Source organism: Pseudomonas sp. NY15435, assembly GCF_048068295.1.
GTDB lineage: Bacteria > Pseudomonadota > Gammaproteobacteria > Pseudomonadales > Pseudomonadaceae > Pseudomonas.
This window is the reverse complement of the sequence record NZ_JBLUQA010000010.1, coordinates 186,191-209,283: the sequence shown is the minus strand read 5'-3', so window position 1 is coordinate 209,283 and position 23,093 is coordinate 186,191. Positions and strand designations below refer to the sequence as shown.

24 protein-coding genes and 1 tRNA gene are annotated in these 23,093 nt (G+C 62.2%); 15 read left to right on the top strand and 10 right to left on the bottom strand.

From position 1 onward, the window contains the following. Window positions 1–87: 87 nt before the first annotated feature. From pyk to gcl, 5 genes are all read right to left on the bottom strand, one after another. Entirely contained in the window at window positions 88–1,518 is a 1,431-nt protein-coding gene (gene pyk, locus ACNFH5_RS22865) for a pyruvate kinase (RefSeq protein WP_416749947.1), read from the bottom strand. Next, window positions 1,515–2,786 (bottom strand): glycerate kinase type-2 family protein, encoded by a 1,272-nt coding sequence (locus tag ACNFH5_RS22860; protein ID WP_416749945.1) that lies wholly within the window; start codon window positions 2,784–2,786, stop codon window positions 1,515–1,517. Before ACNFH5_RS22860 ends, pyk begins: the two co-directional genes overlap by 4 nt. Before the next feature lie 254 nt (window positions 2,787–3,040). Next, complete coding sequence (locus tag ACNFH5_RS22855) at window positions 3,041–3,931, bottom strand: 2-hydroxy-3-oxopropionate reductase (protein WP_138526055.1); 891 nt, start codon at window positions 3,929–3,931, stop codon at window positions 3,041–3,043. A 176-nt stretch (window positions 3,932–4,107) separates the two neighbouring features. Next, a complete protein-coding gene (gene hyi / locus ACNFH5_RS22850) occupies window positions 4,108–4,890 on the bottom strand; it encodes a hydroxypyruvate isomerase (protein WP_416749943.1) in 783 nt (260 codons plus the stop codon). A gap of 104 nt (window positions 4,891–4,994) precedes the next feature. Further along, window positions 4,995–6,770 (bottom strand): glyoxylate carboligase, encoded by a 1,776-nt coding sequence (gene gcl, locus ACNFH5_RS22845; protein WP_416749941.1) that lies wholly within the window; start codon window positions 6,768–6,770, stop codon window positions 4,995–4,997. 357 nt (window positions 6,771–7,127) lie between these two features. Between gcl and ACNFH5_RS22840 the strand changes: the two genes are divergently transcribed. Further along, entirely contained in the window at window positions 7,128–7,559 is a 432-nt protein-coding gene (locus ACNFH5_RS22840; protein ID WP_416749939.1) for a GlcG/HbpS family heme-binding protein, read from the top strand. Between the two features lie 196 nt (window positions 7,560–7,755). Here ACNFH5_RS22840 and ACNFH5_RS22835 read toward each other — a convergent pair whose 3' ends face one another. Next, window positions 7,756–8,409, bottom strand: coding sequence for a TetR/AcrR family transcriptional regulator (locus ACNFH5_RS22835; RefSeq protein WP_416749937.1), 654 nt, complete (start codon window positions 8,407–8,409; stop codon window positions 7,756–7,758). 212 nt (window positions 8,410–8,621) lie between these two features. Between ACNFH5_RS22835 and moaA the strand changes: the two genes are divergently transcribed. The 6 genes from moaA (at window position 8,622) to ACNFH5_RS22805 (ending at window position 13,616) form a co-directional block, all read left to right on the top strand. Further along, complete coding sequence (gene moaA, locus ACNFH5_RS22830) at window positions 8,622–9,617, top strand: GTP 3',8-cyclase MoaA (protein WP_416749935.1); 996 nt, start codon at window positions 8,622–8,624, stop codon at window positions 9,615–9,617. A 65-nt stretch (window positions 9,618–9,682) separates the two neighbouring features. After that, on the top strand, window positions 9,683–10,501 hold the full coding sequence (locus tag ACNFH5_RS22825; RefSeq protein ID WP_416749933.1) for a substrate-binding periplasmic protein: 819 nt from the start codon (window positions 9,683–9,685) through the stop codon (window positions 10,499–10,501). Between the two features lie 109 nt (window positions 10,502–10,610). Further along, window positions 10,611–11,096: a hypothetical protein gene (locus ACNFH5_RS22820; RefSeq protein ID WP_416749931.1), complete on the top strand. Its 486-nt coding sequence runs from the start codon at window positions 10,611–10,613 to the stop codon at window positions 11,094–11,096. A 131-nt stretch (window positions 11,097–11,227) separates the two neighbouring features. Then, complete coding sequence (locus tag ACNFH5_RS22815) at window positions 11,228–11,623, top strand: PA2779 family protein (protein WP_416749929.1); 396 nt, start codon at window positions 11,228–11,230, stop codon at window positions 11,621–11,623. Between the two features lie 11 nt (window positions 11,624–11,634). After that, window positions 11,635–12,579 (top strand): PA2778 family cysteine peptidase, encoded by a 945-nt coding sequence (locus tag ACNFH5_RS22810; protein WP_416749927.1) that lies wholly within the window; start codon window positions 11,635–11,637, stop codon window positions 12,577–12,579. A gap of 74 nt (window positions 12,580–12,653) precedes the next feature. Next, complete coding sequence (locus tag ACNFH5_RS22805) at window positions 12,654–13,616, top strand: formate/nitrite transporter family protein (RefSeq protein ID WP_416749925.1); 963 nt, start codon at window positions 12,654–12,656, stop codon at window positions 13,614–13,616. Between the two features lie 34 nt (window positions 13,617–13,650). Here the strand turns inward: ACNFH5_RS22805 and ACNFH5_RS22800 are convergent, their stop codons facing one another. Further along, window positions 13,651–14,934: an NAD(P)/FAD-dependent oxidoreductase gene (locus ACNFH5_RS22800; protein WP_054911130.1), complete on the bottom strand. Its 1,284-nt coding sequence runs from the start codon at window positions 14,932–14,934 to the stop codon at window positions 13,651–13,653. Window positions 14,935–15,120: 186 nt separating this feature from the next. Between ACNFH5_RS22800 and ACNFH5_RS22795 the strand changes: the two genes are divergently transcribed. Then, a tRNA-Val gene (locus tag ACNFH5_RS22795) sits at window positions 15,121–15,197 on the top strand. A 142-nt stretch (window positions 15,198–15,339) separates the two neighbouring features. Here ACNFH5_RS22795 and ACNFH5_RS22790 read toward each other — a convergent pair. Then, entirely contained in the window at window positions 15,340–15,654 is a 315-nt protein-coding gene (locus tag ACNFH5_RS22790; protein WP_416749923.1) for a hypothetical protein, read from the bottom strand. Window positions 15,655–15,856: 202 nt separating this feature from the next. On the opposite strand from ACNFH5_RS22790, the gene ACNFH5_RS22785 reads away from it, so the two are divergent. Then, complete coding sequence (locus tag ACNFH5_RS22785) at window positions 15,857–16,432, top strand: DUF4946 domain-containing protein (RefSeq protein WP_416749921.1); 576 nt, start codon at window positions 15,857–15,859, stop codon at window positions 16,430–16,432. Window positions 16,433–16,502: 70 nt separating this feature from the next. Here ACNFH5_RS22785 and ACNFH5_RS22780 read toward each other — a convergent pair whose 3' ends face one another. Beyond that, window positions 16,503–16,727 carry a hypothetical protein gene (locus ACNFH5_RS22780; RefSeq protein ID WP_045217792.1) on the bottom strand — a complete coding sequence of 75 codons (225 nt, stop codon included), beginning with the start codon at window positions 16,725–16,727 and terminating at the stop codon, window positions 16,503–16,505. Between the two features lie 443 nt (window positions 16,728–17,170). After that, window positions 17,171–17,524 (bottom strand): histone-like nucleoid-structuring protein, MvaT/MvaU family, encoded by a 354-nt coding sequence (locus ACNFH5_RS22775; protein WP_416749919.1) that lies wholly within the window; start codon window positions 17,522–17,524, stop codon window positions 17,171–17,173. Window positions 17,525–17,780: 256 nt separating this feature from the next. On the opposite strand from ACNFH5_RS22775, the gene ACNFH5_RS22770 reads away from it, so the two are divergent. The 6 genes from ACNFH5_RS22770 to pheS all read left to right on the top strand — a co-directional run bounded on the left by ACNFH5_RS22770 (window position 17,781) and on the right by pheS (window position 23,076). After that, on the top strand, window positions 17,781–18,614 hold the full coding sequence (locus tag ACNFH5_RS22770) for an alpha/beta fold hydrolase (protein ID WP_416749917.1): 834 nt from the start codon (window positions 17,781–17,783) through the stop codon (window positions 18,612–18,614). Window positions 18,615–18,855: 241 nt separating this feature from the next. Then, the gene (thrS, locus tag ACNFH5_RS22765; protein ID WP_037015433.1) at window positions 18,856–20,778 is read left to right on the top strand and encodes a threonine--tRNA ligase; all 1,923 of its coding nucleotides are present in this window, start codon (window positions 18,856–18,858) and stop codon (window positions 20,776–20,778) included. Further along, entirely contained in the window at window positions 20,778–21,329 is a 552-nt protein-coding gene (gene infC / locus ACNFH5_RS22760) for a translation initiation factor IF-3 (protein ID WP_169887484.1), read from the top strand. Before thrS ends, infC begins: the two co-directional genes overlap by 1 nt. Window positions 21,330–21,389: 60 nt before the next feature. Beyond that, window positions 21,390–21,584: a 50S ribosomal protein L35 gene (rpmI, locus tag ACNFH5_RS22755; RefSeq protein WP_017516491.1), complete on the top strand. Its 195-nt coding sequence runs from the start codon at window positions 21,390–21,392 to the stop codon at window positions 21,582–21,584. A 21-nt stretch (window positions 21,585–21,605) separates the two neighbouring features. After that, window positions 21,606–21,962 carry a 50S ribosomal protein L20 gene (gene rplT / locus ACNFH5_RS22750; RefSeq protein WP_003099086.1) on the top strand — a complete coding sequence of 119 codons (357 nt, stop codon included), beginning with the start codon at window positions 21,606–21,608 and terminating at the stop codon, window positions 21,960–21,962. Window positions 21,963–22,059: 97 nt separating this feature from the next. Then, a complete protein-coding gene (gene pheS, locus ACNFH5_RS22745) occupies window positions 22,060–23,076 on the top strand; it encodes a phenylalanine--tRNA ligase subunit alpha (protein WP_024763164.1) in 1,017 nt (338 codons plus the stop codon). The last annotated feature ends 17 nt before the right edge of the window (window positions 23,077–23,093 follow it).

The window sequence follows — 23,093 nt, the reverse complement described above, 5'->3', positions numbered from 1 at the left end:
AAGCGGAACACCTGAGTAACTGGCGGCGCCGAGCTGCCCCCTCTCCCTTCAGGGAGAGGGTTGGGGAGAGGGGCTCTCAGGCTTGCATCAAACTTCCAGTGCCGGCGCCACCGTCTCGATCCGCAGCATGTTGGTGCTGCCCGGCTGGCCGAAGGGCACGCCGGCGGTGATCACCACGGTGTCGCCACGGCGCGCCATGCGCTGGGCGAGGGCAATGTCCAGGGCGGTGGAGCAGATCTCGTCGACATGGGCGAGCTGCGCGTTGACCACCGAATGGACACCCCAGGCCACGGTCAGGCGGCGGGCGGATTTCAGTTGCGGAGTGAGGCTGAGGATCGGTGCCTTGGGCCGTTCGCGGGAGGCGCGCAGGGTCGAGGCGCCCGACTCGGTGTAGTTCACCAGCACCGCCACCGGCAGGATGCGACTGATCCGGCGGATCGCGCAGCTGATGGCGTCGGAGACGGTGGCGTCCGGTTCCGGACGGTTGATCTCCAGGGTTGCCTGGTAGTCCGGCTCGGCTTCGACCTGGCGGATGATCTTCGCCATCATCTCCACTGCCTCACGCGGGTACTGGCCCGAGGCGCTCTCGGCGCTGAGCATCACGCAGTCGGCGCCTTCGCTGACGGCGTTGGCCACGTCGGTCACCTCGGCGCGGGTCGGCGCCGGGGAGAAGCGCATGGATTCGAGCATCTGCGTCGCCACCACCACCGGGCGACCGAGCTGGCGGCAGACCTGGATGATGCGCTTCTGGATGCCCGGCACGCTCTCGGCCGGCATCTCCACGCCCAGATCGCCACGGGCGACCATGATCGCGTCGGACAGCTTCGCGATGGCTTCGATGGACTGCACCGCCGAGGGTTTCTCGATCTTGGCCATGAGGAAGGCCTTGTCGCCGATCAGTGCGCGGGCTTCCTCGATGTCTTCGGGACGCTGCACGAAGGACAGGGCTACCCAATCCACGCCCAGCTCCAGGCCGAATTCCAGGTCGCGGCGGTCCTTGGCGGTCAGCGGGCTGAGCTTGAGCACGGCCTCGGGGACGTTGACGCCCTTGCGGTCGGACAGTTCGCCGCTGTTCATTACGCGGGTCTCGATGGCATCGCTGTGGGCATTGAGCACCTGCAGGCGAATCTTACCGTCGTCCAGCAGCAGGCTCATGCCCGGCTCCAGCGCCTGGATGATTTCCGGGTGGGGCAGCATGACGCGCTGCCTGTCGCCCGGTGCGTCGTTCAGGTCGAGGGTGAAGGTCTGGCCCTTCTCCAGCTGCACCGCGCCGTCGGCGAAACGACCCACGCGCAGCTTCGGCCCTTGCAGGTCCATGAGGATGCCGATGGGGTAGTTCAGTTCGGCTTCCACTTCACGTACCCAGGCGAAGCGCTGGGCGTGGTCGCTGTACTCGCCGTGGCTGAAGTTCAGGCGGAACAGGTTGGCGCCGGCTTCCACCAGCGCGCGGATGTCGTCGCGGCTTTTGATCGCCGGGCCCAGGGTGGCGAGAATTTTTACTTTCTTGTCAGGGGTCATTTGTCGTTCTCGAGGACCAGGATGGCGCGGAAGTCGTTGACGTTGGTGCGGGTTGGCTTGGTGATCACCAAATCGCCCAGTTCGGCGAAGAAGCCGTAGCCGTTGTTGTTGTCGAGCTCGTGCAGCGGGTTCAGGCCGGCCTTGAGGGCGCGGTTGTAGCTGCACGGAGTCATCAGGGCACCGGCGTTGCTTTCCATGCCGTCGATGCCGTCGGTGTCCCCCGCCAGGGCCCAGATGTTCGGTTCACCCTTCAGGTCGGCGGTGAGGCTGAGGAGAAACTCGGCGTTGCGTCCGCCACGGCCATTGCCGCGCACGGTCACGGTGGTCTCGCCACCGGAGAGGATCAGGCACGGCGCCTTCAGCGGCTGGCCATGCTTGCGGATCTGCCGGGCGATACCGGCGTGGACCTTGGCCACCTCGCGGGACTCGCCTTCCAGGTCGCCCAGGATCAGCGTCGGGATGCCGGCGGCTTCAGCCTTGGCAGCCACCGCGTCGATGGCGTGCTGGGGCGTGGCGATCAGCTTGAAGTGGCTGCGCGACAGGCATTCGTCACCGGGTTTGACGGTCTCCGAGCGCGGGTCTTCCAGCCAGGCGCGGACGTTCGCCGGGATGTCGATGGCGTAGCGCTTGAGGATCGCCAGGGCGTCGGCCGAGGTGGTCGGGTCGCCCACGGTGGGGCCGGAGGCGATCACTGTGGCCTCGTCGCCGGGCACGTCGGAAATCGCATAGGTGTACACGCTGGCCGGCCAGCAGGCACGGGCCAGGCGGCCGCCCTTGATGGCGGAGAGGTGCTTGCGCACACAGTTCATTTCGCTGATGGCGGCGCCGGATTTCAGCAAGGCCTTGTTCACGCTGCGCTTGTCGTCGAGGCTGATGCCTTCGGCCGGCAGGGCGAGCAGGGCAGAGCCGCCACCGGAGAGCAGGAAGATCACCCGGTCGTTCTCGCTGAGGCCGCTGATCAGCTCCAGCACGCGACGCGCGACGCGCTCACCGGCGTCGTCCGGCACCGGGTGCGAGGCTTCCACCACTTCGATGCTGCGGCACTGCGCTCCGTAGCCGTAAGGCGCAACGACCAGACCCTGGACGTCACCATTCCAGTGCTTCTCAGCGACTTCGGCCATGGCGCCGGCGGCCTTGCCGGCGCCGATGACGATGGTGCGGCCGCCCTTGTCCGTGGGCAGGTGCTGCGCCAGTACCTGGGCCGGATGCGCGGCGGCAATGGCGGTGTCGAACAGCTCGCGCAGGAAGGCGCGTGGGTCGAGGCTCATGACAGGCTCCCGTGATTCTTCTTGTGGTGTATCCATGGCTCAGTCGCCTTGGCAAAAGGAGACTCAGCGATGGATTCGAACGCCCCGGCCGGCGAAGCCGTGATTCCCTCCGGCCGGGTGTTCGAGTCGCTTTGCAGCGTGGCGGGCGACGCCACTCCCATAACCTCGCCCGTCACCTTGCTTCGTGGCGTTATGCGCCCTACGTTGGCGTACCTCGCAGGGCGCATGAAGCGGAACGCTTCATCCGCCGATTCTCAGTCCTTGCGGATGGAGAAGTTGGCCATGTGCTCCAGGCCCTTGATCAGGCCGGAGTGGTCCCAGTTGCTGCCGCCGATGGCCGCGCAGGTGCTGAACACCTGTTGGGCGTTGGCGGTGTTGGGCAGGTTCAGGCCCAGTTCGCGCGCGCCGGCCAGGGCCAGGTTGAGGTCCTTCTGGTGCAGGCTGATGCGGAAGCCCGGATCGAAGGTGCCCTTGACCATGCGGTCGCCGTGCACTTCGAGGATGCGCGAGGAGGCGAAGCCGCCCATCAGCGCTTCACGCACCTTGGCCGGGTCGGCGCCGTTCTTGGCGGCGAACAACAAGGCTTCGGCGACGGCCTGGATGTTCAGGGCGACGATGATCTGGTTGGCCACCTTGGCGGTCTGGCCATCGCCATTGCCGCCGACGCGGGTGATGTTCTTGCCCATCGCCTGGAACAGCGGCAGGGCGCGTTCGAAGGTGTTCGGGCAGCCGCCGACCATGATGCTCAGGGAAGCGGCCTTGGCGCCGACTTCACCGCCGGAAACCGGGGCGTCCAGGTACTGCGCGCCGGTGGCCTTGATCTTCTCGGCGAAGGTCTTGGTGGCGGTGGGGGAGATCGAGCTCATGTCGATCACCACCTTGTTCGGGCCCACGCCTTCGGCGATGCCGTCCTTGCGGAACAGTACGTCTTCGACCTGCGGGGTGTCCGGGACCATCACGATGATGAACTCGGCTTCCTGGGCCACTTCCTTGGGGTTGGCCAGGGCGACGGCACCGCCGTTGGCCAGCTCGGCGGGAGCGGCATCGTGGTGGGTGGAAACGAAGATCTGGTGACCCGCTTTCTGCAGGTTCAGTGCCATGGGCAGGCCCATGATGCCGGTGCCGATGAATCCGATTTTGGCCATGAGGAGTTCTCCTGGTTGTTCTTGTTGGGCTGGCTGGCGCGGTGCGTACCCACCGCGCCAGCGAGTGAATTGCTACGGGTTTGGCATCAGCCGGATGACCAGGCGGGGCGCCGAAGACAGTGCTCTTGCACGGCGAGGCGGCCCAACGACGTCATACGGTTGAGGACAAATCCGTATCAGATAACGTTGTGGCTCTTCAGCCAGCCGAGGCCGGCTTCGGTAGTGGTCTTGGGCTTGTATTCGCAGCCGACCCAGCCGCGGTAACCGATGCGGTCCAGGTGGTCGAACAGGAAGCGGTAGTTGATCTCGCCGGTGCCCGGTTCGTGGCGGCCGGGGTTGTCGGCCAGCTGCACGTGGTTGATCGAGGCGAGGTTCTTCTCGAGGGTCCGTGCCAGGTCACCTTCCATGATCTGCATGTGGTAGATGTCGTACTGCAGGAACAGGTTGGCGCTGCCGACCTTCTCGCGGATGTCCTGGGCCTGCTTGGTGGTCTGCAGGTAGAAGCCGGGAATGTCGAGGGTGTTGATCATTTCCATGACCAGCTTGATGCCCGCGGCTTCGAGCTTGCCCGCCGCGTACTCCAGGTTGTTCAGGAAGGTGTTTTCGATGGTCGCGCAGTCATGACCCTGCGGACGGATGCCGGCCAGGCAGTTGACCTGGGTGTTGCCCAGCACCTTGGCGTAGGCGATGGCCTTGTCGACGCCGGCGCGGAATTCCTCGACGCGGTCCGGGTGGCAGGCGATGCCGCGTTCGCCCTTGGCCCAGTCGCCGGCGGGCAGGTTGAACAGCACTTGCTCGAGCTTGTTGGCGTCCAGGCGGGCCTTGATCACCTCGGCCTCGACGTCATACGGGAAGAGGTACTCGACACCGCTGAAACCGGCGCGTGCGGCGGCGTCGAAACGGTCGAGGAAGTCCACCTCGGTGAACAGCATGGACAGGTTGGCGCAGAAACGGGGCATTGTTTGACTCCTTGATGGCATGTTGCACGAACAGCCCCCTCTCCCTTCAGGGAGAGGGTGGGGGAGAGGGCGTCGCCGCACACTCCCGAGTTCGGTCCAGCTGATCAGTCCAGCAGCGAGATGGCGGTGGGCGCATCGACGCCTTTCAGGGCCAGCTCTTCGAACTCGTTGACCGCGTTGATCTCGGTACCCATGGAGATGTTGGTGACGCGCTCCAGGATGACCTCGACCACCACCGGTACACGGTGCTGCTGCATCAACTCGCGAGCCTGGGCGAAGGCTGCGCCGATCTGGTTCGGGTCGAACACGCGGATCGCCTTGCAACCCAGACCTTCCACCACCGCGACGTGGTCCACGCCGTAGCCGTTGAGTTCCGGCGCGTTGACGTTGTCGAAGGCCAGCTGCACGCAGTAGTCGATCTCGAAGCCACGCTGCGCCTGGCGAATCAGGCCCAGGTAGGAGTTGTTCACCAGCACGTGGATGTACGGCAGGTTGAACTGCGCACCGGCAGCCAGTTCTTCGATCATGAACTGGAAGTCATAGTCGCCCGACAGCGCGACGACCTGACGGCTCGGATCGGCCTTGACCACGCCCAAGGCTGCCGGAATGGTCCAGCCCAGCGGGCCGGCCTGGCCACAGTTGATCCAGTGGCGCGGCTTGTAGACGTGCAGGAACTGCGCGCCGGCGATCTGCGACAGGCCGATGGTGCTGACGTAGCAGGTGTCCTTGCCGAAGAACTCGTTCATCTCTTCGTAAACGCGCTGCGGCTTGACCGGCACGTTGTCGAAGTGGGTTTTGCGCTGCATCGTGCGCTTGCGCTCGCGGCAGGCTTCGACCCAGGCGCTGCGATCCTTCAGCTTGCCGGCGGCTTTCCACTCGCGAGCCACTTCCAGGAACACGTCCAGGGCTGAACCGGCGTCGGACACGATGCCCAGGTCCGGGGTGAACACGCGGCCGATCTGGGTCGGTTCGATGTCCACGTGAACGAACTTGCGGCCTGCGGTGTAGACGTCAACCGAACCGGTGTGACGGTTGGCCCAGCGGTTGCCGATGCCGAACACCATGTCCGACTCCAGCACGGTGGCGTTGCCGTAGCGGTGCGAGGTCTGCAGGCCGCACATGCCGGCCATCAGCGGGTGATCGTCAGGGATGGTGCCCCAGCCCATCAGGGTCGGTACCACCGGTACGCCGGTCAGCTCGGCGAATTCCACCAGCTTGTCGGAAGCGTCGGCGTTGATGATGCCGCCGCCGGCGCAGATCAATGGGCGCTCGGCGTCATTGAGCAGGGCCAGGGCTTTCTCGGCCTGGGCGCGGGTGGCTTTGGGCTTGTTGATTGCCAGCGGTTCGTAGGCGTCGATGTCGAATTCGATCTCAGCCATCTGCACGTCGAACGGCAGGTCGATCAGCACCGGGCCCGGACGGCCGCTGCGCATTTCGAAGAAGGCCTTCTGGAAGGCGTAGGGCACCTGGCCCGGCTCCAGCACGGTGGTCGCCCACTTGGTGACCGGCTTGACGATGCTGGTGATATCCACGGCCTGGAAGTCTTCCTTGTGCATGCGCGCACGGGGAGCCTGGCCGGTGATGCAGAGAATCGGGATGGAGTCGGCGGAAGCGGAGTACAGGCCGGTGACCATATCGGTGCCGGCAGGGCCGGAGGTGCCGATGCACACGCCGATGTTGCCGGCGTTGGTGCGGGTGTAGCCCTCGGCCATGTGCGAGGCGCCTTCCACGTGGCGAGCCAGGACGTGATCGATGCCACCGAGTTTCTTCATGGCCGCATACATGGGGTTGATGGCAGCGCCCGGTACGCCGAAGGCGGTATCGACGCCTTCGCGACGCATGACGAGTACGGCAGCCTCGATTGCTCTCATTCTGGCCATATTTTGTTCCTCGGTTCTTATACTGATTGTGTACAAAAGTTGAGGCGATTCTAGGCAGGCAATTCGACTAAGGTCAAGACAGGTTGTATACGAGGGACTGAATGGTCATTTTTCATGTAAAGCCCTCTATTACGGGGCTTTCATGAAAAAGCTGAACGATGGGTCAAACTATCGTTTGAAAAAATGTATACAAAAACAGATGCGGATTGTCCTTTTCGGTTGCTTTGAGTGAGACCTTCGGCTACTAGATTGCGTACAGATTTCTGATACGCGTGTGCGCAGCTTTGATCTCTGCGCGCGGCGTTGCCCCGGCTTGTCGACCTTGAACTGCCTTATCAACTTGAAGAGGAAAACCTCATGAGCACCCTGAGTCTGGAAACCGCACTGGACATCACCCGCCACGCCCTGGCCGCCAGCCGCGAGCTGTCCACGGCGCCGCTGACCATTGCCGTGCTGGATGCCGGCGGGCATCTGTTGAGCCTGCAGCGCGAGGACGGCGCGAGCATGTTTCGCCCGCAGATCGCGATCGGCAAGGCGTGGGGCGCGGTGGCGCTGGGCAAGTCGTCGCGCGTGCTGGCGGCGGATGCGCAGCAGCGGCCGTCGTTCATCGCTGCAGTGAACACCCTGGCGCAAGGCAACGTGGTGCCGGCCCCGGGTGGTGTGCTGATCCGCAATGCGGCCAATGAGGTGATCGGTGCCATCGGTATCAGCGGCGACGTATCGGACATCGACGAGCAATGCGCGATCCGTGGCGTGCAGGCGCTTGGCTTGGTCGCTGACGCGGGCTGATTGAATAACGGAAGGGCGTGCGGTTAACCGCGCACCTGGACGAATTTGTAGGAGCGAGCTTGCTCGCGAACCTCCATTAACACCGGACGTTTCAGGTGTGAAGCGGGTTCGCGAGCAAGCTCGCTCCTACGCGTTTTCGGGCGCCAGTAGGATGGGTGGAGTGAAACGATACCCAGGCTGCAACGGTTGAAAACGGTCAGATCGAGAGCGGCCGCAAACGCCCCTGCGGCTTGGGCTCGGTGCCATTGTCCGGCGCGGTGCCGCGCAGCACCAGGCGGGTGATGGTGTCGGTGGCTGCCTCGAAGTCCGCATCGCTGAGGCTGGTCTTGCCGGTAACCATGGAGATCTGCCAGTCGAAATCGGCGTAGGTCTGCGTCGCTGCCCAGATGGTGAACAGCAGGTGATGCGGGTCCACCGGTGCCAGCAGGCCACGATCGATCCAGCTCTGCAGGCAGGCGATGTTGCGCTGTGCCTGGGCGTTCAGTTCATCCAGATATTCCTTGGGCAGGTGCGGCGCACCGTGCATCAGCTCGCTGGCGAACACCTTGGAGGCATGCGGTAGCTCCTGGGAAATCTTCACCTTGGAACGGATATAGGCGCGCAGCGCCTCGCTCGGCTCGTCGTCCTCGCGGAATGGCGCGGACGCCTGCAGCAGAGGCTCTACCACGCTTTCCAGCACGCTGCGGTAGAGGTTTTCCTTGGACTGGAAGTAGTAGTAGACGTTGGGCTTGGGCAGCCCGGCGCGAGCGGCGATGTCGCTGGTCTTGGTCGCCGCGAATCCCTTCTCGGCGAATTCCTCGCTGGCTGCGCGAAGGATGAGGCGACGGTTACGCTCGCGGATGCTGGTCATTGGCTGGTCTTCTTTCTTTTATTGCTGTTGTCACAGAACAGAGCCGGGCATGGTAGCACCGGGCTCTTGAGCCCCTCAACTTGGCCCCCTCGTGAGTACTGGTGTTCAATTTCCTGACTCGCGAGTCGGTTTTGTGTGTACAGCGACGGCGTTCTAGGGTATTTCTAGCGCACTTTCGTTCGGCACCTGCCATCCGGAACTTCCCACTGCCCATGTCCGATTCCCAGTTGGTCGACCCCTTCGGTCGACGCATCACCTACCTGCGCCTGTCGGTTACCGACCGCTGCGACTTCCGCTGCACCTACTGCATGAGCGAAGACATGCAGTTCCTGCCGCGCGACCAGGTGTTGAGCCTGGAGGAGCTCGAAGCCGTCGCCGACGCCTTCATCGGCCTGGGCGTGAAGCGCATCCGCATCACTGGTGGCGAGCCGCTGGTGCGCAAGGGCCTGACCGGGCTGCTGGCAAGACTGGGTGCGCGTCCGGAACTGGATGATCTCTCCATCACCACCAATGGCTCGCAACTGCGCGAACGCGCGGCCGAGCTGCGGGCTGCCGGCGTGCGCCGCCTGAACATCAGCCTCGATTCGCTGCGCCGCGAACGCTTCGCTGCCTTCACCCGCTCCGACAAGCTGGATCAGGTGCTCGACGGTATCGACGCAGCTCGCGAAGCGGGCTTCGAGCGCATCAAGCTCAATGCCGTGGTACAGAAGGGCCGCAACGACGACGAAGTCTGCGATCTGGTGGCCTTCGCGCTGGAGAAGGGCATCGACATCAGCTTCATCGAGGAGATGCCGCTGGGCAGTGTCAGCAGCCATGAGCGCAAGCAGACCCTGTGCAGCAGCGACGAAGTCCGCGCGCAGCTCGCCGAGCGCTGGCAGTTGCTGCCGACGCCCGAGCGCAGCGGCGGGCCATCGCGCTACTACCGCATCGACGGCTATGCCAGCCGGATCGGCTTCATCTCCCCGCATAGCCACAACTTCTGCGGCGACTGTAACCGGGTGCGGGTGACCGCCGAAGGCAAGTTGGTGCTCTGCCTCGGCCACGAGGGCGCGCTGGATTTGCGCCAACTGCTGCGCGAACACCCCGGCGACAACGCGCGCCTGCGCGAAGCGCTGATGCAGGCGCTGCAGCTCAAGCCCGAACGCCACCATTTCGAAGCCGACCAGCAGGTGCAGGTCCTGCGCTTCATGAGCATGACCGGCGGCTGAGTCCGCCGCGACGGGCGCCCGGTCCGCCTGACAGAACAAAAACAACAGGTAACAAGGAGAGTCGTTTGAAGCTCAAGGCATTCTGCTGCGCGCTCGCCAGCATCCTTTCCACCGGCGCCGTGGCGCAGACCTACGTGGTCGGCGTGGAGAACCTCGCTTTTGCCCCGCATTACAGCACCGACGCGCAGGGCAGTTACCAGGGCTTCGCGCGCGAGGTGCTGGATCTGTTCGCCAGCTCCAGCGGCATCACCCTGGAATATCGTCCGCTGCCGGTGGATGCGCTGCTTCCGGCGCTGCTTGCCGGGCAGGTCGACCTCAAGTACCCCGACAATCCTAATTGGGCCCCGGAGCAAAAGGCTGGGAAATCCCTGCGCTACAGCCAGCCGGTGACCGAGTTCGTCGATGGTGTGCTGGTGGCGCCGGATCGGCTGGGGCAGGGCGTCGGTGCCCTCAAGAAGCTGGCGCTGGTGGACGGCTGGACGCCGCGCGGCTATGAGCAGCAAGTGCAGTCCGGGCAGATCGCCCTCGCGCCCAGTGCCGACCTCAAGCAGATGATCCACAGTGCGCTGAAGAAGCAGGCCGACGGCGCCTACTTCAATGTGGTGGTCGCTACCTTCTACCTGGACAACATCCGCGCAAAACCGGGGGCTCTGGTATTCGATCCATCGCTGCCGCACACGCGCAGTGCCTTCCATCTGTCCACGGTGAAACAGGGCGAACTGATCGAGCGCTTCGACCGCTTCCTCGCCGACCACGCCAAGGAGGTGGCCGCGCTCAAGGCCAAGTACGGCGTCGAGGCGAGTCTGGACTCCGAGCATCTGGGCGTCGAGCAGTGGAAAGTGGATTTCCTCGAGCGCCAGAAAGCGAAACAGAAGTCGCCGTAAGCCGTCTTCTTCCCTAGAATCGCCGCTGCCGTTTGCGCGCCAGCCGTAGGGAGGATGAAGTGCGCCGCGCTTTGTTCTTCCTTCACTGCGATTTCCCGCCGGGGCCGGCATGAGCGAACTCCGCATTCCCTTGCGCGAGGGCACGCTGGTCTGCCCCGGTTTCCGCATCCAGGCTCAGCCCGAGCCTTCGCTGGCCATCGATGGCGACCTGCTCTGGGCGCTGGAGCAGGCTCAGTGGTGTCCGCTGGCGGTGTCGCTGGAGGAGCGTGACGGCGCGCTGTGGATCACGCCGTTGCCGCTGGCGCGGCAAAGCGGCTTCGACCCGCGACGGGTAATCGGTTGGCGCGACGAGCCGGTGCGCATCCAGCAGCCGGAAGGCGTGGAGGATGCTGAGGCCGCCATCCACTGGTGGCGCGGAGGCACGGTCGAGGATGTGCGTGGGCGCATCAGTCACCATCCCTGGGGGCGGCTGCTGCGCCTCGAAGGCCCGGGCGTCGGTCCGGAGCACATTCTCTTTCCCCGCGGATGCGCCTGCATTTTCCTGGGGCATCTGGACGCCGACTGGCGCCAGTTACGCTTCGAACTCTTTTCCTGAACTGGCATCTCACAAGATAGCGGCCCTGCGGTTGCCGCCGACATGGCGGGAGCGTGGTGGTCGGTTGTCTCGCGTGCGAGCGGCCTGCACCTCCTGCTTAGTGCATGCAGTCCATGATGAGGTGACCCAGAATGACCATAACAAGACGGGTAAGACGCCTTGCAGCAGTCCTGGTTTTCGCGCAGTTGGGTGTTGTCGCGGAATTCCCGCTGGCTCAGGCCGCCATGGTTGGCACCGGTGAAGTGCTGCAGGCACAGCAGCAACAGGTCGACCGCGAGCAGCTGTTGAAGATGCTCGATGACCAGGGTGTGCAGAAAAAACTGCAGTCCCTCGGCGTTGAGCGCAGCCAGGTCGAACAGCGCATCAAGAGCCTGTCCAATGAGGAGCTGGCGCAATTCAACCAGCAACTGGATGAGGCTCCCGCTGGCGGTATCATCGGCATCATCCTGTTGTTCCTGCTGATCTTCGTGATCACTGACCTGCTCTGTATCACCCACATCTTCACCTTCGTGAGGTGCCAGCGTTGAGGCGCTGGGCCATGGCCGTCGCGCTCGCGGCGGCCGTGGCACTCGGCGGCTGCGCGCAGTCGCCGAGGTTGCCTTCGAGCGTTGATGCGCTCCCGCAGCGGGTGGAGCTGAGTGATGTGCAGTTCTTCCCGCAGCAGGAGTTCCAGTGCGGCCCCGCCGCGCTGGCGACCATGCTCAACCAGCGTGGCGTGCGGGTGACTCCTCGGGAACTGAAGGTTCGGGTCTTCATCCCCGGCCGCGAGGGCAGTCTTCAGGTGGAGCTGGTGGCGGCCGCGCGGGAGAAGGGCATGCTGGTCTACCCCCTGAAGCAGCGCCTGGAGAACATTCTCAGCGAAGTGGCGGCGGGCAATCCGGTGCTGATCCTTCAGAACCAGGGGCTGGACTGGCTGCCGGTCTGGCACTTTGCGGTGGTGGTCGGCTTCGACCGCAATCGTCACGAACTCATCCTGCGCTCGGGTATCACCGAGCGGCTGGTCATCGATTTCACCGCCTTTGACCTGACCTGGAAGCGCAGTCAGCGCTGGGCGGTGCTAACCCTGCCAACGGATCGTCTGCCGGCTACGGCAGAGCCGACTATCTGGCTACGGGCGGCCCATGATCTGGAAGAAACCGGGCAGCCGGCCTTGGCGGAACAGGCCTATCGCACCGCGACCAAGGCGTGGCCGCAGGAGTCCCTGGGTTGGTTCGCCCTGGCCAACGCACGCTACACGGACGGCAACCTGGGCGACGCCGAGGACGCGCTACGCCGCAGTGTCGGCGCGAGGCCAACGTTTGCGGCGGGCTGGTTCAATCTCGCCAATGTGCTGGGCGAGCGCGGCTGCTCGCAGCAGGCCGGTGCGGCGGCGAGTTGTGCGCGGCAACTGGCGCCGGATGATGCACGTTTCTCGCAGACAGTCGCCAGTACTGCGGCGGCCGGCGCCAGTTGCCAGGCGGTACCAGCCTGCCCGGCGAACTGAGGTGTGCAGGTTTCCTGAACCGAAGCGGGGAGGGCGCAGCCTAAACCTGCGATGCCCCTAGTGAGGTGCTTGGTATGGCCACGGAAAAAACTCCGGCACGCGGCCGCGCGCGTGCCAAGGCGAGCGAGTCGAACGCAAAGAAGGCGGCGCCTCGCAACCCTTCCCGCAGTGCGAAAGCCGGTAGTGACACGGCGGACGAACTCTCCGCCGAAGAGCGCCGCAAGGTCGAGAAAAGCCAGCCGCCCCGTGCGCTGGTGTTGCACGAAGTCATCCGCCTGCAGGGCAACCATGAGCTGGATCGCACCCTGGCGGCACTCTGGTGGTCGGCGCTGGCCGCGGGACTGACCATCGGCCTGTCGCTGATGGCGATGGGGCTGTTCCGCGCGCGTCTGCCGGACCACGACATGGCGGTGATCACCACCAGCCTCGGGTATCCGGTCGGCTTCCTGGCAATCATCCTTGCACGCCAGCAATTGTTCACCGAGAACACCCTGACGGCCGTGCTACCGGTGATGAGCGAGCCGACGCTGGAAAAGTTCGGCCAGTTGCTGCGGTTGTGGTCCGTCGTGCTGGCGGGCAACGTGGTTGGTGCGCTGCTGTTCGCCTACGGCATGCTGCACCTGCCAATCTTCGATACCAAGGCGGACCAGGCCTTCCTCGAGATCGGCCGTGAGGTGATGGAGAACGACCACTGGCAGATGTTCTCCAAGGGCATTGTCTCTGGCTGGATGATCGCCACCATGGTCTGGCTGGTGCCGGCGGCGGAGAACGCCAAGGTATGGATCATTTTTCTGGTCACTTACCTGATGGCGCTGGGTAGCTTCAGCCACATCGTGGTTGGCACCTGCGAAGTCGGCTACCTGATGTTCGCCGGGGAGGTAGGACTGGCAGCGTTCGTCGTCGACTTCGCGTTGCCGACGCTGGTGGGCAATATCGTCGGCGGCAGTCTGATTTTCGCGTTGATGAGCCACGCCCAGGTGCGCAGCGACACGTCGTCGCCGCCGGAAAAAGTCCCGACAAAGAAAACGGCGCCCTGAGGCGCCGTTTTTTGTGCGGGTATACAGCGAGGCGTCAGATGCCCAGCTTGTCGCGCATGGTGTAGTACCAGGCACCGATCGCGGAGAACGGAACCTGGAACATGCGGCCGCCCGGGAAGGGGTAGTGCGGCAGGGTGGCGAAGGCGTCGAAACGCTCGGCCTGGCCACGCAGTACTTCAGCCAGCAGCTTGCCTGCCAGATGGGTGTAGGTCACGCCGTGGCCGGAGCAGCCCTGGGAGTAATAGATGTTGTCGCCGATACGGCCGACCTGCGGCAGACGCGAGAGGGTCAGCAGGAAATTGCCGGTCCAGGCGAAGTCGATCTTCACGTCCTTCAGCTGCGGGAAGACCTTGAGCATCTTCGGACGAATGATCGCCTCGATGTTCGACGGATCGCGCGCACCATAGACCACGCCGCCACCGAAGATCAGGCGGTTGTCGCCGGTCAGGCGATAGTAGTCGAGCAGGTAGTTGCAGTCCTCGACACAGTAGTCGGTCGGCAGCAGGGACTTGGCCAGGTCGGCGCTCAGCGGCTCGGTGGTAATCACCTGGGTGCCGCACGGCATGGACTTGGAAGCCAGTTCCGGCACCAGGCCGCCGAGGTAGGCGTTACCGGCTACGACGATGAACTTGGCTTTTACGCGGCCTTTGGGAGTGTGCACGACCGGGTTGGCGCCACGGTCGATCTTCACGGCAGGGGACTGCTCGTGGATCACGCCGCCCAGGGATTCCACGGCTGCGGCTTCGCCCAGGGCGAGGTTCAGCGGGTGGATGTGGCCGCCGCTCATGTCGAGCATGCCGCCGACATAGCTGTCGGTACCGACGACTTCGCGGATGCGCTTGGCGTCCATCAGTTCCAGCTGGGTGTGGCCGAAGCGCTCCCACAGCTTTTTCTGCGACTCCAGGTGGCCCATCTGCTTGGCGCTGAGGGCCGCAAACACGCCGCCGTCCTTCAGGTCGCACTGGATGTTGTACTTGGCGATGCGTTCGCGAATGATGCGGCCGCCTTCGAAGGCCATGTCGCCCAGCAGTTTCGCCTGCTTGGCGCCAACGCTGCGCTCGATGACGTCGATGTCACGGCTATAGCTGTTGACGATCTGACCGCCGTTACGGCCCGACGCGCCGAAACCGACTTTGGCGGCTTCCAGCACGGTGACCTTGAAACCGTTTTCCAGCAGGAACAGGGCGGTCGACAGGCCGGTGTAGCCTGCGCCGATCACGCAGACATCGGTTTCCACCTCGCCTTGCAGTTCAGGACGGGCCGGGACCGGATTGGCCGAAGCTGCGTAATAGGAAGAGGGGTAGGAAGTGTGCGGCATAATGCACCTGTGTTTGTTATTTTTTACGAGATGTGCGGATGCTACCTGAGTCGAATCTGGCCGGCTAGTGCCCGTGCAAAATAATTTACGGACGGTCGAACATAAAAAAATTCACTTTTTCAGTGGGTTAGCTGAAAAAAGTGCTTGACGCTCCAAATCGATCGCGTAGAATGCGCCCCACACGACAGGCACATAGCTCAGTTGGTTAGAGCACCACCTTGACATGGTGGGGGTCGTTGGTTCGAGTCCAATTGTGCCTACCAAACATAATCGCTTCGGCGATTTCAGAAAGGGCGATCCGAAAGGATCGCCCTTTTTGTTTTGGGTGTTTTTCGGGTGGCGGGAATTGGTGACGCAGTGATGCGTTGATGGATGTTGTGCTCGGAGGGGCTGCTTGGGCAGGCGCTAATTCATCGCGCTTCTGCGTTCGCTGTCGGCTTCGTACTGCTGGCATTTCTGTTCGGCGTTGGCAGACGCCTGGTCTGGTGTCTGATCTCCGTGGTAGCCGAATCGCACGAAGTACCTGACGATCACCTGGGTATCCGCGTCCAGCTTGGCGCTTCTCTCGTGAACGGCTGCAATGGCCTGCTGTTCGGTTTTGCCCTCGTCCCGGTAGAGCGCCCCTGCGCGTGCAAACAGACCGATACCGGTGCAGAAGTCGGAGGCTCGGACGCCAGCGGAGAGGATCATGAGCAGGAACAATGCTGTGAGCTTTTTCATGGGGCCTCACTGAGCCTGCGATTTCATTCTGCCTATCAGTATGGAGCCTGCTGCTCTCTTCCGCTCGTCCTGTGGGGCGTATCTCGTTTTTGGCTCGTCAATCTGGTGGGCTGCCATCTGCTTCGTCGCCAGCGGCGCTTGGCTAAGGATGGGTGGTCCGATAGGGTTGCCCTTTCATTTGCTCTCGGAATATGACTCGCCCATGAAGGCATGGGGCGCCTGCTATGGTGTTGCCTTGGGGATGTCGGAGATGATGATGCGCGGTATTCGATCCTGGTTGTTGTTCGGTGCGTTGCTGGTGCCGTTGCCGGCATTGGCGGAAATGCAGGTGATCTGGCCGCAGGGCTGGGAGGTTTCGCGCTCGCCGGCAGATGCGGCGGCCGACGCGCCGGTGGTTCGTCAGCGCGGTGTGCGTATGGCGGAGGATGGTTCTCAGGACCTAGTCATGGAAATCACGCGCAGCCGTCTCAGTTCCAGCGTCGCGGTCAGCGTTGCGAATGTCATCGTCGAGATGCGCAAGGCGCTGCAGAAGGATTTCATGCGCCAGGGGTTCCAGGCGGCGTGCAGCAAACCACTGGATACGAAGCTGGGTGGGTTGGCGGGGTTGGAGGTCCATTGCGGCATCAGCCAGAACGGCACTGAGGTGCTCAAGCAGACTGTGCAGGTTGCGCTGGGTGACGGGGTGGCCTACTCGCTGACCTACGCGGCGCCGTCGGAGCGATATGCGGCAATGGCGGAGGAGATCGAGTCGGTGAAGGCGGGCATCAGCCTGAATTGATCGCCTCCTTTATACAGGAGACCAATAAAGCAAAAGCCCCGCTCATGCGGGGCTTTTTTCGTTTTCAGGCTCAGGCAGCGATGGTGGCTTGCACTCGCTGGATTACCGCGCTCAGCGGTGCCTCGCCCTGGTATTGCTGGGGGTAGAGTCGTTCGGTGTGCTTGGCGATGCCGTGCTCGTTCACCAGGGTGAAGCTGAAGCCGTGCTTGCGCTTGGCCTGGATGACGCAGTTCAGAGGGGCGAAGGCCGCCGAGAGGGTGCGAATCGCCTCCTGGATTTGCAGGGAGGTTTTCATTGTCTTGTCTTTCCAAATAGGTAACGGTCCTATGACCGTCGAAATCGTCAAAAGCTCCGGGTGCGATCTGAGAATGCAGAAAACGTATGACCGGAATATGGCAGCGATTGGAAACTTGAGGGTCTGTTCGCGTCAGGCTGCGATGTTGGGTGAAAGCAGAGAGTCTGACGTGGGGCGCTGATCGCTCGGGCAAATGTTCCTGGCGCGGTTGGCGTGCTCTGGAATCGATGCGGAGGATGCGCTGGCCGTGGCCCTGTAGAGCCCAGCTTCTGCCCTGGATCAGGTAGGGGGTGCTGGGAGGGGCGACCTTGGGTCTGGTGTTCGCTGTCGGCCAGTATAAGGATTTCTTCTAACGATGGCTAGTTTTTATACAGCCGTCTGTCAGAAGCCGCCGGGCGATGGGGGGATTCCGCGGAGCGGGAGCGCTCCGCGGAATATCGGTTTCACTGCAGCCAGGATTCCACGGTGTCGCCACCGTATTGTTGTTTCCAGGCTTTCAGGGTCTTGTGGTTGCCGCCCTTGGTTTCAATGGTTTCGCCATTATGCGGGTTCTTGTAAACCTTCAGTTGGCGGGTGCGGCGCGGTTGCTGTGCGGCCGCGGGCTCGGCAGAAGTCTGCGGATCGAGAATGTCGATGACATTGCGCAGGTTCATGCCGTACTGGTCCATCAAGGCTTGCAGTTGGTCCTTGAACTCCAGTTCTTTCTTCAGGCCGCCATCGCTCTTGAGTTTCTCGAGGAGGGCGAGTTGTTCCTGGAGTTTGCGCTCGGCTTCGCGGAATTCCGCAAGTTTGGACATCTGGGTGCTCCCGTTGGCAGGGTGATTTGTTCGGAGCGATTCTCTGTTCTAGCGAATGTTCGCGTCAACTGAATATATGAATTGTTGCGATTGGGGGAAACTCACTTCAAATGTTAAGGACGCATGAAGGGTTGGTGGGTTAATTGATCGATGAGGGATAATGCGCAGGCTAAAGGGGGTGGTGGAGTTTCTTGTCGAACGATAGCCCCTGCAAAATCTGTGTGCTTTATTGTGGTGCGTTGCGTGCGAGTGCTGGATGAATAACGAGATAGTGCAATATCGAGTCAATGATTATGAACTGACGTGCCAGGTTGCCGGGCGGGGCGTACCGCTGCTGCTGGTTCATGGGTCGCTCTGCGATTACCGCTACTGGCAGAGTCAGGTCCCTGCATTGTCCGCGGGCTATCGTGTGATCGTCCCCAGTCTGCGTCATTACTTCCCTGAGGCATGGAATGGCGAGGGGGCGGGATTTACGACTCAGCAGCATGTTGATGATCTGCTGGCACTGCTCGATCAATTGCCTGGCCCTGTTCATCTCCTGGGGCATTCACGGGGTGGCAATATTTGTCTGCGAGTGGCGTTGGCTGCTCCGCAGAAATTGCGCTCGTTGACGCTTGCAGACCCTGGTGGAGATTTTGCTGATGATGTATTTACTGCGGTAAATGTCGAATCGCCAGTATCTCCTGTCGAGCGCAATCAATTTCGCCAGCAGGCGCTGGAAAAGATTCGTGCCGGCGAGGTAGGGGAGGGGTTGCAACTCTTTGTCGATACTGTGAGTGGGGCGGGAGTCTGGGCGCGCTCATCCCGGCAGTTCCGCGAAATGGCTACAAGCAATGCAATGACTCTGGTTGGGCAGGTGGCCGATCATCCCGCCCCTATAGATCATCGGCAGATTGAACAGCTGCAATTGCCGGTATTATTGATTGGTGGTGCGAAAAGTCCGGAGCCATTTCCTCGGATCATTCAGGCATTGCAATCCACCCTTATGGTGGGGCGGTCGGTTGTGATTCCCGGTGCGTCCCATGGTATGAACGTGATCCGTCCGGCGTCCTTCAATCGGGCCGTGCTGGAATTTGTCGATCAGTATTGAGTGAAGTCAGGCTGGCCGCTCGTCAGCTTCCGCAACTTGCAGTAACATCCCACGCCTTGCTCGCTATCGTTGGCGGGCAGGTTTTCGATTTCTTCCAGTGATCTACGTCCGCGCGCGAAAGCGCAGGGTGCCGAGAAGGCGCCTGCCACTGTGAGGCAGGCTGACCCGGCGGGCGACGCTTACTGGCACATCCCAACCCATGTGGCCTTTCGTAGGGGTCACCACTAGGAGAGGAGGCGCCATGCCCATCATTACTCTTCCCGACGGTAGTCAGCGTTCCTTCGATCATCCGGTCAGCGTGACCGAGGTGGCGCAATCCATTGGCGCGGGCCTGGCGAAAGCCACCCTGGCCGGCAAGGTCAACGGTCGTCTGGTCGATGCCTGCGACATCATCGACAGCGACGCGACCCTGCAGATCATTACCCCGAAGGATGAGGACGGGCTGGAGATTATCCGCCACTCCTGCGCTCACCTGGTGGGCCATGCGGTCAAGCAGCTGTACCCGACCGCCAAGATGGTGATCGGACCGGTGATCGACGAAGGCTTCTATTACGACATCGCCTTCGAGCGCCCCTTTACGCCGGAAGACATGGCCGCCATCGAAAAGCGCATGGCCGAGCTGATCGAGAAGGACTACGACGTCATCAAGAAGATGACGCCGCGTGCTGAAGTCATCGAGACCTTCAAGGCTCGTGGTGAGGAGTACAAGCTGCGCCTCATCGACGACATGCCGGATGAGAAGGCCATGGGCCTGTACTTCCATGAGGAGTACGTGGACATGTGCCGTGGTCCGCACGTGCCGAACACCCGATTCCTCAAAGCCTTCAAGCTCACCAAGATTTCCGGTGCCTACTGGCGTGGCGACTCGAAGAACGAACAGTTGCAGCGCGTCTATGGCACCGCCTGGGCAGACAAGAAGCAGCTGGCTGCCTACATCCAGCGTATCGAAGAAGCCGAAAAGCGCGATCATCGTCGCATCGGCAAGCAGCTCGACCTCTTCCATCTCCAGGAAGAAGCGCCGGGCATGGTCTTCTGGCATCCGAACGGCTGGACCGTCTATCAAGTGCTCGAGCAGTACATGCGCAAGGTGCAGCGCGACCACGGCTACGTGGAAGTGCGCACCCCGCAGGTTGTCGACCGCATCCTCTGGGAGCGCTCCGGCCACTGGACCAACTACGCCGAGAACATGTTCACCACGTCGTCGGAAAGCCGCGACTTCGCGGTCAAGCCGATGAACTGCCCGTGCCACGTGCAGATCTTCAACCAAGGTCTGAAGTCCTACCGCGATCTGCCGCTGCGTCTTGCGGAATTCGGCGCTTGCCACCGCAACGAGCCGTCCGGCGCGCTGCACGGCATCATGCGCGTGCGTGGCTTCACCCAGGACGACGCCCACATCTTCTGCACCGAAGAGCAGGTGAAGAAGGAAGCGGCCGACTTCATCAAGCTGACCCTGCAGGTCTACTCGGACTTCGGCTTCAGCGACGTCTCCATGAAACTCTCCACTCGTCCGGCCAAGCGCGTGGGTTCCGAAGAGCTGTGGGATCGCGCCGAAAGCGCGCTGGCCGACGCCCTGAATGAATCCGGCCTGGAGTGGGAATACCAGCCGGGCGAGGGCGCGTTCTACGGTCCGAAGATCGAGTTCACTCTGAAGGACTGCCTCGGCCGTAACTGGCAATGCGGTACCCTGCAGTACGATCCGAACCTGCCGGAGCGCCTGGATGCCAGCTATATCGCCGAAGATAACAGTCGTACCCGTCCGGTCATGCTGCACCGCGCGATCCTCGGCTCCTTCGAGCGCTTCATCGGGATGCTGATCGAGCACTACGCCGGTCTGTTCCCAGCATGGCTTGCACCGACCCAGGCGGTGGTGATGAATATCACTGACAAGCAGGGCGAATGGGCCGAAGAAGTGGTGCGTCAGCTCGAGCAAAGCGGATTCCGTGCCAAGTCTGACTTGAGAAACGAGAAAATTGGCTTTAAAATCCGCGAGCATACTTTGCTCAAGGTTCCCTATCTGTTGGTTATCGGTGATAGGGAAGTTGAATCGCAGGCCGTCGCCGTACGTACGCGCGAAGGGGCAGACCTCGGCTCGATGCCGGTCGCCCAGTTCGCTGAGCTGCTTGCTCAGGCGGTTTCCCGGCGTGGTCGCCAAGACTCGGAGTAATCATTATTAAGCGTGAAATGAGACAGGATAAGCGGGCTCTCCCGAAACCACCGATCAACGAAAACATCACCGCCCGTGAGGTGCGTCTGATTGGTGCTGACGGTCAACAGATTGGCGTGGTCTCCCTCGACGAGGCCCTCCGTCTAGCCGACGAGGCCAAGCTGGACCTGGTGGAAATTTCTGCTGATGCGGTGCCTCCTGTCTGCCGCATCATGGACTACGGCAAGCACCTCTTCGAGAAGAAGAAGCAAGCCGCTGCTGCGAAGAAAAACCAGCACCAGCAACAGATCAAAGAAATCAAGTTTCGTCCAGGGACGGAAGAAGGGGATTACCAGGTAAAACTACGCAACCTGGTACGTTTCCTTAATGAAGGGGACAAGGCCAAGGTATCGCTTCGATTCCGTGGTCGTGAGATGGCCCACCAGGAGCTGGGCATGGAGCTGCTGAAGCGAGTCGAAAACGACCTCGCCGAAGTCGGCACCGTGGAACAGCATCCTAAGCTGGAAGGACGCCAGCTGATGATGGTCATCGCTCCCAAGAAGCGTAAATAACCTCCCGGGCACTGGCAGGCCTGATGGTTATCAGTTGTTAACGAATGCGGAGTACTAAACATGCCAAAGATGAAAACCAAGAGTGGCGCCAAAAAGCGCTTCAAAGTGACTGCTGGTGGCATCAAGCACAAGCACGCTTTCAAGAGCCACATCCTGACCAAAATGACCACCAAGCGTAAGCGTCAGCTGCGCGGCACTTCGATGCTCGCTGCTTCCGACGTTCGCCGTGTAGCGCGCTCCCTGCGTCTGCGTTGATTTCTGGTAGAGGATAAATAAATGGCTCGTGTTAAGCGTGGCGTAATTGCCCGTCGTCGTCACAAAAAGATTCTGAAGCTCGCAAAAGGCTACTACGGCGCGCGCTCGCGCGTGTTCCGTGTTGCCAAGCAGGCGGTAATCAAGGCAGGCCAATACGCCTACCGTGACCGTCGTCAGCGCAAGCGTCAGTTCCGCGCCCTGTGGATCGCCCGTATCAACGCTGGTGCTCGTCAGAACGGTCTGTCCTACAGCCGTCTGATCGCTGGCCTGAAAAAGGCGGCCATTGAGATCGACCGTAAGGTCCTGGCCGATCTGGCTGTGAACGAAAAAGCGGCGTTTACCGCGATTGTCGAGAAAGCGAAGGCCAGCCTGGCTTAAGCCCCACGACAGTTACCGGATCTCGGTCCGGACGTAACGTCACCGATAGGGGAAGAGCCTTACCGCTCTTCCCCTATTTTGTATCTGGAGTTGGTACATGGAAAACCTGGACGCGCTGGTTTCGCAGGCCCTGGACGCCGTGCGAAACACCGAAGACGTCAACGCCCTGGAGCAGATCCGGGTTCACTACCTCGGCAAGAAAGGCGAGCTGACCCAGGTCATGAAGACCCTGGGCGACCTGCCGGCCGAAGAGCGCCCGAAGGTCGGCGCGCTGATCAACGTCGCCAAGGAAAAGGTTCAGGATGTGCTGAATGCCCGCAAGGCCGAGCTGGAGGGCGCTGCCCTCGCCGCCAAGCTGGCAGCAGAGCGCATTGACGTGACCCTGCCGGGTCGTGGCCAGTCCTCCGGCGGCTTGCATCCGGTTACCCGCACCAAAGAGCGTATCGAGCAGTGCTTCACCCGCATCGGCTATGAAGTTGCCGAGGGGCCGGAAGTCGAAGACGACTACCACAACTTCGAAGCGCTCAACATTCCGGGGCACCACCCGGCTCGTGCCATGCACGACACCTTCTACTTCAATGCGAACATGCTGCTGCGCACCCATACCTCTCCGGTACAGGTCCGCACCATGGAAAACCAGAAGCCGCCGATTCGCATTGTCTGCCCGGGCCGCGTCTATCGCTGCGACTCCGACCTGACCCACTCGCCCATGTTCCACCAGGTCGAGGGTCTGCTGGTCGATGAAGACGTCAGCTTCGCCGACCTCAAGGGCACCATCGAGGAATTCCTTCGCGCCTTCTTCGAGAAGGAATTCTCCGTTCGTTTCCGTCCGTCCTTCTTCCCCTTCACCGAACCTTCGGCGGAAGTCGACATCCAGTGCGTGCTCTGCAGCGGCAAGGGTTGCCGCGTCTGCAAGCAGACCGGCTGGCTGGAAGTCATGGGTTGCGGCATGGTCCACCCCGACGTACTGCGTATGTCCGGCATCGACCCTGAGAAGTACCAGGGCTTCGCCTTCGGCATGGGTATCGAGCGTCTGGCCATGCTGCGCTATGGCGTGAACGACTTGCGCCTGTTCTTCGACAACGATCTGCGGTTCCTCGGCCAGTTCCGCTAGCCCGCACGACCGTCAAC

Bases quoted from the DNA above. Each gene is read 5' to 3' on its own strand.
- pyk (WP_416749947.1), bottom strand. From the start codon at position 1,518: ATGACCCCTGACAAGAAAGTAAAAATTCTCGCCACCCTGGGCCCGGCG.
- ACNFH5_RS22860 (WP_416749945.1), bottom strand. From the start codon at position 2,786: ATGAGCCTCGACCCACGCGCCTTCCTGCGCGAGCTGTTCGACACCGCC.
- ACNFH5_RS22855 (WP_138526055.1), bottom strand. From the start codon at position 3,931: ATGGCCAAAATCGGATTCATCGGCACCGGCATCATGGGCCTGCCCATG.
- hyi (WP_416749943.1), bottom strand. From the start codon at position 4,890: ATGCCCCGTTTCTGCGCCAACCTGTCCATGCTGTTCACCGAGGTGGAC.
- gcl (WP_416749941.1), bottom strand. From the start codon at position 6,770: ATGGCCAGAATGAGAGCAATCGAGGCTGCCGTACTCGTCATGCGTCGC.
- ACNFH5_RS22840 (WP_416749939.1), top strand. From the start codon at position 7,128: ATGAGCACCCTGAGTCTGGAAACCGCACTGGACATCACCCGCCACGCC.
- ACNFH5_RS22835 (WP_416749937.1), bottom strand. From the start codon at position 8,409: ATGACCAGCATCCGCGAGCGTAACCGTCGCCTCATCCTTCGCGCAGCC.
- moaA (WP_416749935.1), top strand. From the start codon at position 8,622: ATGTCCGATTCCCAGTTGGTCGACCCCTTCGGTCGACGCATCACCTAC.
- ACNFH5_RS22820 (WP_416749931.1), top strand. From the start codon at position 10,611: ATGAGCGAACTCCGCATTCCCTTGCGCGAGGGCACGCTGGTCTGCCCC.
- ACNFH5_RS22815 (WP_416749929.1), top strand. From the start codon at position 11,228: ATGACCATAACAAGACGGGTAAGACGCCTTGCAGCAGTCCTGGTTTTC.
- ACNFH5_RS22810 (WP_416749927.1), top strand. From the start codon at position 11,635: ATGGCCGTCGCGCTCGCGGCGGCCGTGGCACTCGGCGGCTGCGCGCAG.
- ACNFH5_RS22805 (WP_416749925.1), top strand. From the start codon at position 12,654: ATGGCCACGGAAAAAACTCCGGCACGCGGCCGCGCGCGTGCCAAGGCG.
- ACNFH5_RS22800 (WP_054911130.1), bottom strand. From the start codon at position 14,934: ATGCCGCACACTTCCTACCCCTCTTCCTATTACGCAGCTTCGGCCAAT.
- ACNFH5_RS22790 (WP_416749923.1), bottom strand. From the start codon at position 15,654: ATGAAAAAGCTCACAGCATTGTTCCTGCTCATGATCCTCTCCGCTGGC.
- ACNFH5_RS22785 (WP_416749921.1), top strand. From the start codon at position 15,857: ATGAAGGCATGGGGCGCCTGCTATGGTGTTGCCTTGGGGATGTCGGAG.
- ACNFH5_RS22780 (WP_045217792.1), bottom strand. From the start codon at position 16,727: ATGAAAACCTCCCTGCAAATCCAGGAGGCGATTCGCACCCTCTCGGCG.
- ACNFH5_RS22775 (WP_416749919.1), bottom strand. From the start codon at position 17,524: ATGTCCAAACTTGCGGAATTCCGCGAAGCCGAGCGCAAACTCCAGGAA.
- ACNFH5_RS22770 (WP_416749917.1), top strand. From the start codon at position 17,781: ATGAATAACGAGATAGTGCAATATCGAGTCAATGATTATGAACTGACG.
- thrS (WP_037015433.1), top strand. From the start codon at position 18,856: ATGCCCATCATTACTCTTCCCGACGGTAGTCAGCGTTCCTTCGATCAT.
- rpmI (WP_017516491.1), top strand. From the start codon at position 21,390: ATGCCAAAGATGAAAACCAAGAGTGGCGCCAAAAAGCGCTTCAAAGTG.
- rplT (WP_003099086.1), top strand. From the start codon at position 21,606: ATGGCTCGTGTTAAGCGTGGCGTAATTGCCCGTCGTCGTCACAAAAAG.
- pheS (WP_024763164.1), top strand. From the start codon at position 22,060: ATGGAAAACCTGGACGCGCTGGTTTCGCAGGCCCTGGACGCCGTGCGA.